This is a genomic window from Desulfitobacterium sp. THU1, assembly GCF_038181555.1.
Lineage (GTDB): Bacteria > Bacillota > Desulfitobacteriia > Desulfitobacteriales > Desulfitobacteriaceae > Desulfitobacterium.
Genome location: NZ_JBBWUA010000032.1, coordinates 1 through 14,635 on the forward strand (window position 1 = coordinate 1; position 14,635 = coordinate 14,635).

Genomic DNA, 14,635 nt, shown 5'->3' on the forward strand with positions numbered 1-14,635 from the left:
AAGATCTGGTGATTATTCCGGAGGGGTTCCACCCGTTCCCATCTCGAACACGGAAGTTAAGACCTCCAGGGCTGATGATACTTGGACCGCAGGGTCCTGGGAAAGTAAGTCGTTGCCAGATAAGTAAGCAAAAAGACCGTCTTTTATAGATGGTCTTTTTGCTTTTCACTAAAGTGAAAACGAAGTAGACGAAGTGCATGATGCTTTGGGGTCGGTTCCACCCGTTCGGGCTCACACGGCATGGGTATTCTTCTAACAGTTTGCAGTATGGCCGAAATAGTCCACTGGACTATTTCGCGGCGCCACGTAGCATATTGATTTACAATTAAAACTGACCACTAATTGAATTATACCCCAAAAGGTAGAAGGTTATATAAGCAATGTTAAAGGTAGACAAAGGGGTAGACAAGAGAACCGCCCCCTTGTCTGACTGAAATGATAATGAAACACTACCTCAAGGTGGGTAGATCTCGTTCAAAGAGATCCTTTGTCTTTAGTGGCATAACTGAATCGACTAGCATAGCAAATTCTTCTGGAGATTCCATCATCCCAGTATTACACCACTTGGTTGCTAATTGTGTGCAGAATAAGGCAACTGCATCAGCTTGAAAAAGGACGGACTTGGTTGGACAAATATTTTTGTACTTAAGCAGAGTTTCAATATACATATCTTTAGTGCTACGGTAGCTATACTTGCTTAAGGAATTGCAATCATTGGAAATATGAGCGTATTTGTAGATGGACTTCTCTATGTACATTTCTGTGAAAAGCAGTCTGTGAGCTTGTTCCCAAGTGAGAGTTCGACCAACTTGCTTAAGGGTATTCTCGGCTAAGATGTTGAAATGCCAATTTGCCACTGAGTATTTATCTTGAAAATGCCGATAAAATGTCTGCCGTGAAACATGAGATTCTTTACAAAGAAGTTTGGTACTAATATCATCAATAGTTGTTTGTTTCAAGAGACTACCCAAAGTGTGAAAGATATGCAATTTAATTTCATTTAAATCGCTGGTCATGATTCCTCCAACTTAGTTACAAAAGTTTGTACATAAAATGTGTACAGATATAATATAGCACAAAAGTTCTATTATGTACAAAGCGGTGACACATCCTCTATTTTGTAACTTCAATACTTGGAGATGTGGTTGCTATAATTATTACAACAAGGTTTTTCAATAAGATGTTTTAGGAGGAAAGAAAATGGAAAAAGGTAAAGTTAGTCGTCGATCGTTCTTAAAAGCCTTCGCAGCTGGTGCCGCAAGCGTGGCTACAGCGGGAGTTTTGGCTGGTTGTAGCACCTCCAGCAAGGCGCCCGCCGGCACCTATAAACCAGGGACTTATTCTGCTACTGCTGATGGAATGTCCACAGTAAAGGTTACGATGACCTTTGATGCCGAGAAGATCACCGATGTTCAGTTAGATGTTTCGGGAGAGACCAAAGATATCGGTCAAAAAGCAGCGGATACCTTAAAACAAGCGCTGTTGACTAAACAGTCTTCTGAGATTGACGCCGTCAGTGGTGCATCGGTTACCAGTAAAGCTGTACAGAAAGCCGCTGCAGCTTGTATTGCTCAAGCCAAAGGGGAAAGCGTCATCATCCCAGAAGAGAAGGGTGCCCAAAATACCGACCCCAGTATACCGGCTTGGCTAGGTGCAGAACCCAGTATTGCTGATTCCGATTGCGCCAAAACGATTGACACAGAAGTCTTGGTCGTAGGAGCTGGAACCGGTGGCATGTTTGCAGGCTGTTCTGCAGCAGAAAATGGGGCTAAGACCCTAGTCATTGAAAAGAACCCCACAGGGGGAGGTATTCGCGACGACCTTTCAGCTATCGATAGCCGTTATCAGAAAGAATGGGGAACTAAGATCAATAAATTTGATTATATTACCGAAATGACGAAAACCGCTGCCGGTCGTATCGATCAACGCTTGGTCCGTTTATGGGCAGATCATTCCGCAGAGGCCATAAACTGGTACGGGGATCGCTGCGCAGAGCGCGGTGTAAAACTGTGGCATGAAGCTGGGGAAGATTATAAAGACGATCGCTACAAATATTTTCCCACGGGGCATACCCCTCGTTGGGCAGACAGTGATAAAGGGGATGGCAAAAAATTAGACGGTAATATCGTACTAGGGGATTATGCCAAATCCAAGGGTGTAGAATTTATGTATGAAACCAAATTAGAAAAGCTCATCAAGGAAAACGGTAAAGTCGTTGGGGTTTACGCAAAGGGTGCTGATGATAAATATATCCGCATCAACGCGAGTAAAGGCGTTATTGTGTGCACCGGTGGTTACAGTTTGAACTACGATATGTTACAAGCTCTACAGCCAGAGAACCTCGCCATTGTGGGCTTCAATAATTCGATCCCCGGAGCCACCGGTGATGGAATCCGGGCCTGCATCTGGGCTGGTGGCAAGTTCGATGAGACACACAGCATGATGATGTTTGACCGCTGCGCTATCAAACCCGATGCAGTACCAGGACTGGAACAAGTGAAGAGCGGAAAATTCGGTATGCTCTGGATGGGCAGTCAGCCTTGGTTAAAAGTCAATAAAGACGGTGAACGTTTCTTCAACGAATCCGGGACCTACGAAGGAATTCTCCACTCTAACCAATTCCAGAAGGATCATGCCCACTATACAATCTTCGATGCTGAATGGGAAACCTATATTAAGAAATTTGCATCCCATGGCTGTAGTCGTATGTACCCCTACGAAAACGGCGCTGATCCTAATATCCCTGCTGCAGTCATTCGCGATAAGCATATGCCAGACCTAATTAAAAATGGCTATCTAATCAAAGCCGATACAATTGAAGAACTAGCTAAGGGTCTGGGACTGCCAGCTGACAAACTAAAGGCTACCATCGACCGCCACAATGAGCTATATGAAAAAGGTGTCGATGAGGACTTCGGTAAGGAAGCTCACCGCCTCAGTGGCATCCGCACTGCTCCTTTCTATGGTGCTAAGACCTGTGGTCGTATCCTCTGCACTATGGATGGGATTCAAATCAACACCGATATGAAGGCTATTGACACGGATGGTAACGTCATCGAGGGTCTGTTCGTCGTCGGTAACGACTCCGGCGGCTACTTCTCTTATACCTATCCTAACCTCTCTACCGGTGCTGCTTGTGGACGCACAGTCACCTTCGGACGCCGCGCAGGCAGAATTGCCGCAGGTAAATAAGTATTGCTAAACAAGAGAGGAGTAGCAATCACATTCCTGGAATTCGGATATGACCGATAGATATAAGAAAAGACAAATTTAGTAATGATGAAAGAGGCTGAGGTCACTCAGCCTCTTTCATAGGTTCCAGCTCTGTTTGCAGAGAAGTGGAAAGATGTAAAAGTCCCCTATAGTATAGTACGAATGACTACTTTTAGGGGACTTGCTCCATTTGACTCTTCTGTGTCTAGAGTTTTGTGCCGCGTTCACCGCAGAATTTTACTCCTCGGTGAAAATAGCTACTTATTCTTTCTTAAGACCAGAAAAGCAGGGACCAGTAAGCTAGCTGACCCACACATTTCTTCTATTGCTAGTCATTTTCTTTAGCCTTTAAAGGCTCTCTACTTAACCCTATCCCATTGAGCTTTGCCTCCACTTCGTTAAATTTTTAAATTCCTTTTCCCAATTACAGTTATGAGAGATCTGTGCAGTTTTGAGGGAACAGGATCCCGCGAGGGAGACTGAAAACTTCAAAGATCTGGTGATTATTCCGGAGGGGTTCCACCCGTTTCCATCCCGAACACGGAAGTTAAGACCTCCAGGGCTGATGATACTTGGACCGCAGGGTCCTGGGAAAGTAAGTCGTTGCCAGATAAGCAGTAGAGAGACCGTCATTTAGATGGTCTCTTTGTTTTTCACTAGAGTGAAAACGAGAAACGAAGTGCATGATGTTTTGGGGTCGGTTCCACCCGTTCGGGCTCACACGGCGTGGGTATTCCTCTGACAGTTTGCCGTGTGGCCGAAATGATCCACTGGATCATTTCGTATCTCGAACACGGAAGTTAAGTATCCACACTGCAGGAGTATGCGTCGCGGGACGCAGTGTGGCGAAATGCTCAGCCGCATTTCGTTCCAGGGCTGATGATACTTGCATTGGAGCCCGAGGAGATTCTACCTCAAATGTAACTTTACCAGTCATATTGTTGGTTTTTCTGTCAAATTGAAGGTTTATCTGTCTAAATTAGAGATATTGTAGAAAAATTAAGGAAAAAATAGAACTTCTTAAATAGAGTTCAATATAGGGCTGTAGTATAATATAAGTGAAAGTGGCCTTATTCACAAGAATAGCAACTGCAGAAAGCCTCAACAATTGAAGACAAAGAGAGGAGGATTATTATGAGTGAAAATACGAGTTTATCCCCCAAATCGATTGCCTTCCTAGTTGGACTTTGCGCAATTACGGTGGCTGTTAGTCTTGGTTGTGTCTTTTTCTTGTAAAACCAGACCACGCGATTCCTAGCAGTATTCTTTAGGCTACTTAAGATGTCGCTGGAAAAGAGCAGGCGTTCTTTTACCGGCGACTTCTTTTAGGGTTGAGGTACACTTACCCTTTTGCTGGTAGCTTCTTTTGCATTAGTTAAGGGGGAGATGAGCGATTGCGTGAGGTTGCGAGAAAACACTTCCAACTTTTCGAAATTCTTGTTACAATGTAGGCAAGAGAATAAGGGGGGAATTATATGTACGCAGTTGTGGAAAGCTCATGCATTGGATGCGGCTCCTGTGAAGCGGTATGCCCAGAAATCTTTAGGATGAATGATGAAGGTCTAGCTGAGGCGTATACGAATCCTGTTCCAGCTGAACTTGAAGAGAAGGCGCAGGAAGCTGCGGATATTTGCCCGGTTAATGCTATTGTTTTAGATTAACAAAATTAGTAGAAGAGGTTCGACTTGTCTGAAGGCTGGTCGAACCTCTTTGCTTTGCTTATTAATTGGTACTATCTTCTGTGAGTAGAATATCTACAAGTTCTATGCCCTATCCATCGTCCTGGTTATTTACAGTTCAATTACATCTAGATCTTTGGGAACGAAGAGATTCCCCTTAAAATACTGCTTACCTTCATTAGTATATAATTCTTTGCGTTTTGGCAAGGTCTTGTCCTCTGAATGCCATAGGACTAAGTTCTTTACATCCAATTGGGTAGCAAGCTCACAGGAATCTTTTACCGTACTATGGTGTTTATCGTAAGGTTTAAAGATGTCTCGTTCCTCATAAAGGCAAAAAGCTTCACACAGCAGCCAGTCGCAATTTTTTGCATAGCTCTCACATGAAGGATGATAGGGTTCGTCACCCAAAAAGGTAAGTTTTTTACCTTCGGATAAATTCACAGTAAAACCAGATTGCTTTGCTTTCGCAGAATGAAGGTCAAAAAACGTGAAGGAGTAACCCATAAGAGATTGTTCTTGCCCATCCCCTACGGTTATTAATAGGATTCTCTCGCCTAATAATTCATTAAGTTTTTTGTCCAAAGTGATTTCTGCTAATGATTTAATATTCTCTACTAATTCATCATGACAATAAATCTTAAGATTCCCTTGGTAGCGGTCAGCTAAGATCAAACTGCCGATGATTCTGATAATCCAGACCATGCCTAGGAGGTGATCGGTATGACGATGGCTGACAAAGGCGTGATGGATTTTCTGGATAGGAACGCCGGCTTTTTCTAGTTGAGTTAAAATCCCATTTCCTCCACCAGCATCGACGAGTATATACTCATTCTCATCAGTTAAGGCGAAGCAAGTGTTGTAACAATGGGTAACTGCTGCGTGTCCTGTTCCTAGCACAATAAGTTTCTTCATCATTAATCTATACCTCATCTCATGGATTTGAAATATCTCTCTTCTATGATCATGACATGATGAGGTATTCTCTAGAGAGCGCTCTATTCCTTTCGAAAGGGTAAGAAGATTATGCTGCCTTAATCTTTTACTGGTTCGGCAGCTAAACCCAATGCGTTAAGTTTAGTTTTTACTTCTATGTTCACGGTCAGATTTTTAAATTCTTCTTCCCAGTTCTCCTCGAGAGCTGGGAATTCCTTTGGGAATTTCCGATGATATTCCTGACCGAATTTAAAGACATCGACTCCCAGAGCCTGGGCTTTGTCCAGTGCTGCTTGTATTTCTTCCTTAATCACGTTAGCCTGTCGATTTTCCAGCTCCTTAAAGTTTTCAGGGGTAGCCATGTTTATAGAGGTCATCTGTTCTCCCAGATTACCGACTTCTTCTACTGAAACCGTCATAACAGGTTTTCCGTCCATCAACTCAGGTTTGACTTTTCGGGACGCCTTCATGATTTCTATAGCCACTTTTTTTGATTCGTCATCAGGGGCGTCGACCACAATAATACCGCTTTTAACTTCTCCTAAGATCCAAAGTAGACCTCGGGTTTCCTTTGGATTGAACCAGCCCACGAGCCGATCATCTTTAAATAGGGCGGTATCCGAAAGTTTGACAAGTTTCTTCGTCTCTTTACCGGCTGAATGATCCACGAGTTCTAATCCAGAAATGAAGGGATCGTTGGTTTTGCTCACAAGACTCTTCATCACATCAAGCAGTGTCGTTTTCGTAGCCTTTGAGGTGGAGCCTGTGGCTTCGACTAAATTTTCCAGGGCTTTCGCAAGATTTTCTTCTTGTTCACTTTTAGCTTCTAAAATGTCTTGGGCTTTACCTTTGGCTATAAAAACATCGTTAAGCTCGCGAACATCATGTCTCCGATAGGCAAGGTCAAGGAGGGGCGAAATTCCGTTTTTTGCGGCCTCTTCGCCGATTATAATGACTTTGTTTTGGGCCAGAAAGGTCTTACGGCTAACCTGGTCTCTCCCATTACTAAGGGCCTCAAATAGCGTTCTTCCGGTCATGGTTGTAACCCAATACCCTTTTTCTTCTCCGCCATTGCTGTTGCTTTTTTGAGAACTACTTTTACCGGCCATAGGTAGGGAAATCAGAAGCGTAAGCTGGATTTGACCATCGTCCAATTGATCGATGCCCAGGGCATAAGAAATTGAGAGCTCCTTCAATTCACTGTAATTCCAGCACCCGGACACCATGAGTGCCATCATTAGACAAAGGAGGTAGAGAATAGAGCGATACTTCATGGGCGGTATTCTCCTTTTCTACGGACGATGGCAGTCAGGAGAAGGAAGAAAGGGATGATAAAGATAAAGTTCAACGCATACCAGGGATAGATTTCAAAGGACGTGAATTCATTCATTTCCACGATATTCTTTCCTAACAGGGTGGATACCGGCACGATAAGGGATACTAAGGGTAGTAGTAGGGGTCTATAGACTTTCAGCCGGAAAATCTGGCTTATACCGAGGACTGTAACATAGAGATAAAGGGCCATTTTAACATATAGTCCTAACAACCAAGCCGCCACAAAAATGGACTCTACCCGCTCGATGATATTTCCCAAACTGATGGTCCGTATGGCACTATAGAAGGGGAAGGTCATGGTTTTGGCTAGGTCGTACCCGAATAGGGCAATCACAGTGGCCGTTAGCGTAAAAAGGAACACCACTAACAAGATGGGAAAACCGATATACACTGTATTTAATTTACCTCGATGATTAAGGAAAGGGAGAAGGACAGCCATCATGATCAGTTCTATATTGGTGGAAAAGATATAGAGTCCTGTGAAAAATGAAGGGAAAAGCCCGCTTTCAAGAAAGGGCAGGAACTCTTTCGGGTCCATATCCTTCACGAGAGCTAAGACAACTCCCAACACAACAATCATACCAATGGGGGCTACTAATTCGGTAAAACGCCCGAGGCTCTCGATTCCTTTATAGGCTGCAAAAGCGGATAAAATCAGCAAGGTGATTTTGAAAAATAGGGGAGGAGTAATATCCATAAGAACCGTTGTCAAGAATATGGAGAATTGGGCTATGGAAAGAGCACTCATATGGATCAAGAAAAGGATATAGAGGATTCCAATCCCTTTCCCGGGCTTGCCAAGGATGGCCGTAGTGTATTCGAAAAAGGACTGCTTGTCGAACCGTTTGGCTAAAAAGTAGAAGGGAAGTGCCAGGAGTAGTTGCAGGGGAAGGGCCATTAAACAATCGATCCATACATCTTGATTGCCAGGGGGTGCAAAAATCACAAAGAGGAAGGCAATCCATGTAATCATTCTGCTGGTGAATAGGAGCAGGATCATTTGCTTAGAGGTGATTTTTCCGCCTTCTAACATGCTTTAAGCCTCCCTTTGTATAAAAAATTTCAAATCAACAAGCCGGACATGCCTAAAAACTAAGATGTAAAGAATCGGACGACCGCTTCGACGCCTTTGTTTGGATTGGGAAGCTCTATCCCTATGACCTGAAGAAAGGAAAGAATAAACCCAAGGGTGAGAAGTAGAGAGGACACCACGAGTTCCCGCCATTGCTTTTTACGTACAAGATCTGGCGTTTGGATAAGGGCTATAACCGTAAAAACGAGAATTACCGCAATCACCTTCATGAGATTGTCTCCTTTTGATCATCGCTAAGAATCACATTATTCCGTCGGCTCACTCTTTAAGGGAGTTGAAGTAAGCCCTGCTCGAATGAGATGGGCGGATACTTCAAGGTTAACTTCGATTTCAGGAAATAACGTATCCCATTCCTTCTCAAGTTCCGGCCATTCTTGAGGATATTGTCGATGGAATTCTTCCCCGAACCCAAAGAGATCCACACCCCAAGCTTGAGCTTTTGTGACCGCAGTCATGATGTCATCTCTAATTGCAGCCGTTTGCCTTTTTTCTAACTCCGAGAAGTTCTCGGGAGTTGTCAGATTAACGTCCGACATCTGTTCGCCTAGATTTCCTTCTTCCTTGACTTCGATGGTGATACTCAGCTTATTCTCGGTAATTTCAGGTTTTAATCGAGTCGCGGTTTGACTAATTTCAAGGCTTACGTATTTGTCCTCTGCTAGGGGGGAATTTACCACGATCGTCCCCGTATGGACTTCGTTGAGCACCCAAAGCACGCCTCGAGATTCTTCATGGGTAAACCATCCGACGAGCTGATCGTGTTTAAATACTGCGGTATTGTCCAGAACCAGCATTTTTTTGGTTGTGCCCTCGTCATTTTTGGTTAGAATTTTTAATCCCGGAAGGACTGGGCTGCTGGTTTTGCTCCCTAATACCATGAACAGATCTTTCAAAGTGCGTTTTGGCAGGTTTGAAGCGAGTCCACTCGTATCAGCTAAATGTTCAAGGGCTTGAGCTGGGTTTTTTTCTTGTTCATGTTCGCCCTTGAGAATGTCGAGGGCTTTCCCCTTGGCCACAAAGACATAGGTTAAACCTCGTGACTCTGCATCCCTCGTCAAAAAATCTAAAAGAGGTTTAAGGCCCTTTTTGGCCGTTTCCTCACCCACGACGATGACCTTGTTATGGGGATGAAACAACCGCCGATCAGTTTGTAAGGAGGCATTCCGAATCGCATCAAAAATGGTTTCCCCGGTACTTGTTACGACCCATACAGCCTTCCCACCCCCACCTTTTAGTTCACTGGGCTTGAGGATTTGGACAGAGAGGCTGACGAGGCCATCCTCTGTGAGATCGATTCCTATAGCCTGAACGATGGCGAGGGTATTTAATTCTCTTTTGTCCCAACATCCGGTGAGTAGATTCGCAAGCAAGAGAAAGCAGAGAGAAAAAAGCAGGTATTTCTTCATGGAGAGCGGACTCCTTTTTTTTGAATAATTGCAAGAAGGAGAAGAAGCAACGGGAAGACATAAATGAAAAGCGTGTTGTATATAAAATTGGCTGATGTAGCTTGAAAAGCAAGTAACTCTACAAGGCTGGGCGCAACAAGGACGCTTAAAGAGGCGAGAATTGCTCCGGTGGGCAGAATAAGGGGCTTATAATTTTGCAAATTTATAAGCTGACCTAAGCCCAAGACAATGACATAATAGTGTAAAGAAAATTTCAGGAAGCCACCTAAGATCCAGATAGCCATGTGGATGGATTCGATTCGTTCAATAATATTCCCCACATGAACCTCTCGAACCATGGATAAATAGGGAAACATACGTGACACTGCTCCTGTTCCAAAGATGGTGAGCAGCGAAATTGCCATCATCGTAAAAATGAGAGCAACTATCAAGGGAACAAATAAGTAAACGCTCTTAACTTTTGAGCGTTGGTTTAAATAAGGGAAAAGCATGGCCATTTCTATCAGTTCGTATGTTCTGCTGAGAGTAAGAAAACTCACTCCCAATACAGGGAATATTCCCTTTTCAAGAACAGGCTGGAGGAGTTTGAATTGCATATCTTTTGTTAAGAGTAAAGTAATAGTGATAATCGCAATAATAATAATGGGTGTAAATAATTCGCCTAAACGGCAGATCACTTCAACTCCTCGGTGAGAGGCGAAGGCACAAGCCAAGAGGAGAGACAAAGAAATGAAGAGAATTGGCGTTGTGGGCATCGATACACTGGTAACAAATAGGCTGAAAAGAGCTAAATTTATGGCCAATTGATGAATGAGGTAACAGAGGAGGAGTGCTCCCGCAACTTTTCCCGCCTTTCCGGCAATGGTTTGGCTGTATTGAATCACGGTTTGGTGAGGAAACTTTTTCGCAAGAAAATAGACGGGTGTCGCTAAAATGACATGGAGGGGAAAGGTTAAGAGCAAAATCAACCATGTGTCTTGGGGTGAAGACACTTGCTTTAATGCAGGGGAGTATGTAAGTCCAATAAGAATACGGCTACTGACCAGGAGGAGAATAAGTTGCCTGGAGGTGATTCGACCTGCTTCCAACATGCTACTTCGTTCCTTTCTGATCATCCGGTGGGGTGGGTTTGAGATTGGATTTTTGCCGTTGCTGGTTATTGCCGCCAAGGACGCGGGGGCGAGTACGCAAGAACCAGAGGGGGGCTCGGATGAAGACATCCTTTAAATCGGAAAGGGTCGATGGGGCCATAGGGGACATATAAGGAGCACCCAATGAACGAAGGGAGACTTGGTGAGTTAGGGCGCTTATAAAAACCAACACTATACCGTATAACCCGGAGACCCCCGCGGCAAAGATGAGGAAAAAACGGGAAAGGGCTCCCACATCCGTTAAAGACGGGACGAGAAAGGACGAAATAGCTGTTAAAGCGGTAATAACGACCATAGGAGCGCCCACAAGCCCTGCGGATATGGCTGCATCTCCGATCACGAGTGCTCCAACGATACTTACCGCCGAACCTACGGGTTTGGGTAAACGGACACCAGCCTCCCTCAAGATTTCAAAAAGAATTTGCATGAGGAGGGCCTCCACCATCATGGGGAAGGGAGTCCCTTCTTGGGTTGCAGCGATACTGATCAGCAATGCCGGAGGTAAGAATTCCTGGTGATAGGTCGTAATCGCCACATAAAGTGCTGGGGCAAAGGTGGCAAGGAAAAACGCTAACCAACGTAACCAACGGATGAAGGTCGCGTAGTAGGGACGTGTATAATAATCTTCACTGTTCTGAAAGGCTTCAATAAAAAGGTAGGGAACGGTGAGTACAAAGGGTGTTCCATCCACTAAAATGGCCACGCGTCCTTCGAGAAGTTTGGCACTGACAATATCGGGCTTTTCAGTATTGCCCACCGTAGGAAACAGATTAAAGGGGTCATCCTCGATATAGGCCTCAATATATCCAGACTCTAAGATGGCATCTGTGTCAATCCTGTTCAGACGAAGTTTCACTTCTTCTACCACTTCATCCTTGGCAATCCCTTTAATATAGGCCACACAGACCTGCGTTTGGGTTTGCTTGCCGATGTTCATGGAGGAAAACTTGAGAGCGGGGTTTTTTATCTTTCTTCGTAATAGGGATATATTGGTGCCTATATCCTCAACAAATCCTTCCCGGGGTCCGCGGACCACCGATTCGGTCACCGGTTCCGTGACACTTCTCTTTTCTGATTTTTTCAAGGAGGCGATCAGAGCGATCTTTGAGTTATCTATAAATAGGACAGTATCCCCTGATAATATGGCATTTACCACATCCTCAAAAGAATGGCTTGTTTTGACATTGGTTAACGATAGGCCACTTTCCCTAATCAGGACAATAGCACTTTGGTCATCTAAATTACGTTCCATAGTCATGAGCGGATAAATTAGGCTGGAGTTAACAGATGTCTCATTGACCAGCCCGCTAATAAAGACAATGAAGGCATCGAGGTGGTCTTTGGCACCAATTTTAAATTCGCGAGTTACGACGTCATTGGACTCGGCAAAGATAGCTCGGATGCGCTGGAGGTTTTCTTTTAAGGACAGGTCAAGGGAATCCGGCTCATCGTGGGAGACAGGATTATCGGAGTCAGAACGAGGTTTTCTCATTGACGGAGAGTCTGAATGAGAGGTGTTGCTCATAAGTGGTCGTGGTTGCCTGACCTTATCTAATAACTTACGCATGTATACCTAGTCTCCATCATCGTAAACTTCTTTATAAGTTTTTGACAGAAGGGATGCTTTTATACTACCCCCTAGGACGACGACACAATGTCCAGTAATTATCTATCTGCAACTCGAACCTTTGTCCGTCGAAGGGAAGTTTTAAACAATAATTGTGTAAATATCCTATTAAAATTGGTTTAATGTAAAATTTCGGCAGGAAATTACCAATTTCAGCGCGAAATAATGATTGGTTGAAATACAATAAAGAGGAGAAAAATATGGAGATATCTACACTAATTGGGTTGTTTTTGGGTTTTTTTGCCATTGGGCTTGGTATGGTTCTTAAGGGAACAAGCCTTTCGGCCCTTCTCAATCCAGCAGCTATATTGATCATTATCGTGGGGACCATAGCCACGATTTTCATCGGATTTACCATGGAAGATCTCAAAAGGATACCCAAGCTCTTTAAAATTATGTTTACCAAACCAAAGACTATTTCCAAGAAAGAGCTTGTAAAGCAATTTGCTGAGTGGACGACCGTGAGTCGTCGAGAAGGGATCCTGTCTTTAGAAAATCGTGTTGAAGAGATTGATAACGAATTTTTAAGAAAAGGCATGGGCATGGCTATCGACGGCAATGATTCCGAGTTTATTCGGGATGTGCTTTTCGAGGACATCTCTGCTATGGAAGAAAGACATCGGGATGGTGCGCTTATTTTTTCCCAAATGGGAACCTACGCCCCAACCCTAGGTGTATTGGGAGCAGTGGTCGGTCTCATTGCTGCTTTGAGTAACTTAAACGAGGTTGAAGCGTTAGGTCACTTAATCTCTGCAGCCTTTGTAGCGACCTTATTGGGGATCTTTACGGGTTATGTGCTATGGCATCCGATGGCCAATAAGTTAAAGCTTCTATCAAGAAGAGAGGCAGAACTAAAACGAATGATGCTGGAGGGGATTTTGTCCATCCAAGCAGGAGATAACGTCAATGCCATCCATAACAAACTTTTCGTCTATCTCTCCTCCACTGAGCGTAAAGAACTAACTGAGGAGATCGGCAATGAAAAAACATAAGAAAGAGCATCATGAAGAGCACATGGACGAAACTTGGCTCGTCCCGTATTCGGATATCTTAACTTTGCTGCTCGCTCTATTCATTATTCTATTTGCTGCAAGTCAAATAGATCAGAAGAAATATGAGAGTATAATGGCTGGATTCAATAGTGCCTTTACTGGAGGGCAAAGTGTTTTTGAATCGACAAGCGAGATGAATATTAATATCACGGATGACAACGCTGGGAAGAATAATGAGCAAATTACCACTGAAACCGAAAAGCTTGCTCAGGGTAGACTTAGAGAAGAACAAGATATGATGGCAATAAAAGCAAAGATAGACCAATACATAGGTAACAATAATCTAACTGCCCAGCTCGAGACCAAGATTACCGAGGAAAGGTTGATCATCAGCATTCGTGATTATGCTTTGTTTGACTCGGGCTCTGCAATGGTCAAGCCTGAGGCACAAAAGATGGCGTTCATCATTTCTGATATCTTAAGGGAATACCCCAACTATAATATTGAGGTTGCAGGCCATACGGACAACCTTCCGATTAATACTCCGGCGTTCCCGACGAATTGGGACCTTAGTGTCCAAAGGTCCTTGAATTTCATGAAGTATCTACTGCAATCCGGGAATCTAGATCAATCAAGGTTTCGTTCCATTGGTTATGCGGAGTATAGACCGATAGCTTCTAATGACACTGAGGCAGGCAGAGCAGCGAATCGTCGTGTGGAAGTTAATATTATTCGAAATTTCGGCAGGTCCACCAGCACTTTAAACAGTACACAGTAAATTACTGTGTACTGTTTCTTTTTCTTGACCAATTACAGTGCTACACCTTGGGAAATTCATGACCTTATCGTAGCCTTTGTAAGATAATAGATTTTGTCGAAATTGATATTGACACTGGCAAAATCAAATGATAAGATAATTAAGCATCACAGGAGCGGAGACGCTCCGTTGTTGTCCTAAGATCTCAAGATCGAGACCTTAGAAAATAGTAGTTGACAGTCAAACGTCAATCTGCTAAGATAAAATTCCATCACCGCAGAGTGATGGAACAAAACAATGGTTCTTAATGGTCTTTGAAAACTAAACAACAAGGAACAGCCAATGACTCGTCAAATGAGTAAAGACAATTTGAGCAATCAAATTTTCTTCATAAATTTTATGGAGAGTTTGATCCTGGCTCAGGACGAACGCTGGCGGCGTGCCTA

Annotated in this window: 12 protein-coding genes and 2 rRNA genes; 6 read left to right on the plus strand and 8 right to left on the minus strand. The window is 43.8% G+C overall.

The features are described 5' to 3' along the window. Nucleotides 1-4 precede the first annotated feature (4 nt). Nucleotides 5-121: ribosomal RNA gene (gene rrf, locus AAC978_RS15840) — 5S ribosomal RNA — on the plus strand. A gap of 328 nt (nt 122-449) precedes the next feature. Here rrf (AAC978_RS15840) and AAC978_RS15845 read toward each other — a convergent pair. Next, entirely contained in the window at nt 450-1,016 is a 567-nt protein-coding gene (locus AAC978_RS15845; protein WP_341549046.1) for a TetR/AcrR family transcriptional regulator C-terminal domain-containing protein, read from the minus strand. A gap of 184 nt (nt 1,017-1,200) precedes the next feature. Between AAC978_RS15845 and AAC978_RS15850 the strand changes: the two genes are divergently transcribed. From AAC978_RS15850 to AAC978_RS15860, 3 genes are all read left to right on the plus strand, one after another. Next, the gene (locus AAC978_RS15850) at nt 1,201-3,192 is read left to right on the plus strand and encodes an FAD-binding protein (protein ID WP_341549047.1); all 1,992 of its coding nucleotides are present in this window, start codon (nt 1,201-1,203) and stop codon (nt 3,190-3,192) included. Nucleotides 3,193-3,708: 516 nt separating this feature from the next. Then, nucleotides 3,709-3,825, plus strand: a 5S ribosomal RNA gene (rrf, locus tag AAC978_RS15855). 863 nt (nt 3,826-4,688) lie between these two features. Next, a complete protein-coding gene (locus tag AAC978_RS15860) occupies nt 4,689-4,874 on the plus strand; it encodes a ferredoxin (RefSeq protein ID WP_341549048.1) in 186 nt (61 codons plus the stop codon). 129 nt (nt 4,875-5,003) lie between these two features. Here the strand turns inward: AAC978_RS15860 and AAC978_RS15865 are convergent, their stop codons facing one another. The 7 genes from AAC978_RS15865 to AAC978_RS15895 form a co-directional block, all read right to left on the minus strand. Next, nucleotides 5,004-5,807 (minus strand): MBL fold metallo-hydrolase, encoded by an 804-nt coding sequence (locus AAC978_RS15865; RefSeq protein WP_341549057.1) that lies wholly within the window; start codon nt 5,805-5,807, stop codon nt 5,004-5,006. Nucleotides 5,808-5,926: 119 nt separating this feature from the next. Next, a complete protein-coding gene (locus AAC978_RS15870; RefSeq protein ID WP_341549049.1) occupies nt 5,927-7,102 on the minus strand; it encodes a Ger(x)C family spore germination protein in 1,176 nt (391 codons plus the stop codon). Continuing rightward, on the minus strand, nt 7,099-8,196 hold the full coding sequence (locus tag AAC978_RS15875) for a GerAB/ArcD/ProY family transporter (protein WP_341549050.1): 1,098 nt from the start codon (nt 8,194-8,196) through the stop codon (nt 7,099-7,101). Before AAC978_RS15875 ends, AAC978_RS15870 begins: the two co-directional genes overlap by 4 nt. Before the next feature lie 59 nt (nt 8,197-8,255). Continuing rightward, a complete protein-coding gene (locus AAC978_RS15880) occupies nt 8,256-8,465 on the minus strand; it encodes a hypothetical protein (RefSeq protein WP_341549051.1) in 210 nt (69 codons plus the stop codon). Nucleotides 8,466-8,501: 36 nt separating this feature from the next. Further along, the gene (locus AAC978_RS15885; RefSeq protein WP_341549052.1) at nt 8,502-9,662 is read right to left on the minus strand and encodes a Ger(x)C family spore germination protein; all 1,161 of its coding nucleotides are present in this window, start codon (nt 9,660-9,662) and stop codon (nt 8,502-8,504) included. Beyond that, the gene (locus tag AAC978_RS15890) at nt 9,659-10,777 is read right to left on the minus strand and encodes a GerAB/ArcD/ProY family transporter (protein WP_341549053.1); all 1,119 of its coding nucleotides are present in this window, start codon (nt 10,775-10,777) and stop codon (nt 9,659-9,661) included. Before AAC978_RS15890 ends, AAC978_RS15885 begins: the two co-directional genes overlap by 4 nt. Beyond that, the gene (locus tag AAC978_RS15895; protein ID WP_341549054.1) at nt 10,755-12,305 is read right to left on the minus strand and encodes a spore germination protein; all 1,551 of its coding nucleotides are present in this window, start codon (nt 12,303-12,305) and stop codon (nt 10,755-10,757) included. The genes AAC978_RS15890 and AAC978_RS15895 overlap by 23 nt, the downstream gene beginning before the upstream one ends. 335 nt (nt 12,306-12,640) lie before the next feature. On the opposite strand from AAC978_RS15895, the gene motA reads away from it, so the two are divergent. Continuing rightward, nucleotides 12,641-13,432 carry a flagellar motor stator protein MotA gene (gene motA, locus AAC978_RS15900; RefSeq protein ID WP_341549055.1) on the plus strand — a complete coding sequence of 264 codons (792 nt, stop codon included), beginning with the start codon at nt 12,641-12,643 and terminating at the stop codon, nt 13,430-13,432. Further along, entirely contained in the window at nt 13,419-14,210 is a 792-nt protein-coding gene (locus AAC978_RS15905) for a flagellar motor protein MotB (RefSeq protein ID WP_341549056.1), read from the plus strand. Before motA ends, AAC978_RS15905 begins: the two co-directional genes overlap by 14 nt. The last annotated feature ends 425 nt before the right edge of the window (nt 14,211-14,635 follow it).

What these genes read in the sequence shown, in the direction of transcription:
- AAC978_RS15845 (WP_341549046.1), bottom strand. Translation starts at nt 1,016, where the DNA reads ATGACCAGCGATTTAAATGAAATTAAATTGCATATCTTTCACACTTTG.
- AAC978_RS15850 (WP_341549047.1), top strand. Translation starts at nt 1,201, where the DNA reads ATGGAAAAAGGTAAAGTTAGTCGTCGATCGTTCTTAAAAGCCTTCGCA.
- AAC978_RS15860 (WP_341549048.1), top strand. Translation starts at nt 4,689, where the DNA reads ATGTACGCAGTTGTGGAAAGCTCATGCATTGGATGCGGCTCCTGTGAA.
- AAC978_RS15865 (WP_341549057.1), bottom strand. Translation starts at nt 5,807, where the DNA reads ATGAAGAAACTTATTGTGCTAGGAACAGGACACGCAGCAGTTACCCAT.
- AAC978_RS15870 (WP_341549049.1), bottom strand. Translation starts at nt 7,102, where the DNA reads ATGAAGTATCGCTCTATTCTCTACCTCCTTTGTCTAATGATGGCACTC.
- AAC978_RS15875 (WP_341549050.1), bottom strand. Translation starts at nt 8,196, where the DNA reads ATGTTAGAAGGCGGAAAAATCACCTCTAAGCAAATGATCCTGCTCCTA.
- AAC978_RS15880 (WP_341549051.1), bottom strand. Translation starts at nt 8,465, where the DNA reads ATGAAGGTGATTGCGGTAATTCTCGTTTTTACGGTTATAGCCCTTATC.
- AAC978_RS15885 (WP_341549052.1), bottom strand. Translation starts at nt 9,662, where the DNA reads ATGAAGAAATACCTGCTTTTTTCTCTCTGCTTTCTCTTGCTTGCGAAT.
- AAC978_RS15890 (WP_341549053.1), bottom strand. Translation starts at nt 10,777, where the DNA reads ATGATCAGAAAGGAACGAAGTAGCATGTTGGAAGCAGGTCGAATCACC.
- AAC978_RS15895 (WP_341549054.1), bottom strand. Translation starts at nt 12,305, where the DNA reads ATGAGAAAACCTCGTTCTGACTCCGATAATCCTGTCTCCCACGATGAG.
- motA (WP_341549055.1), top strand. Translation starts at nt 12,641, where the DNA reads ATGGAGATATCTACACTAATTGGGTTGTTTTTGGGTTTTTTTGCCATT.
- AAC978_RS15905 (WP_341549056.1), top strand. Translation starts at nt 13,419, where the DNA reads ATGAAAAAACATAAGAAAGAGCATCATGAAGAGCACATGGACGAAACT.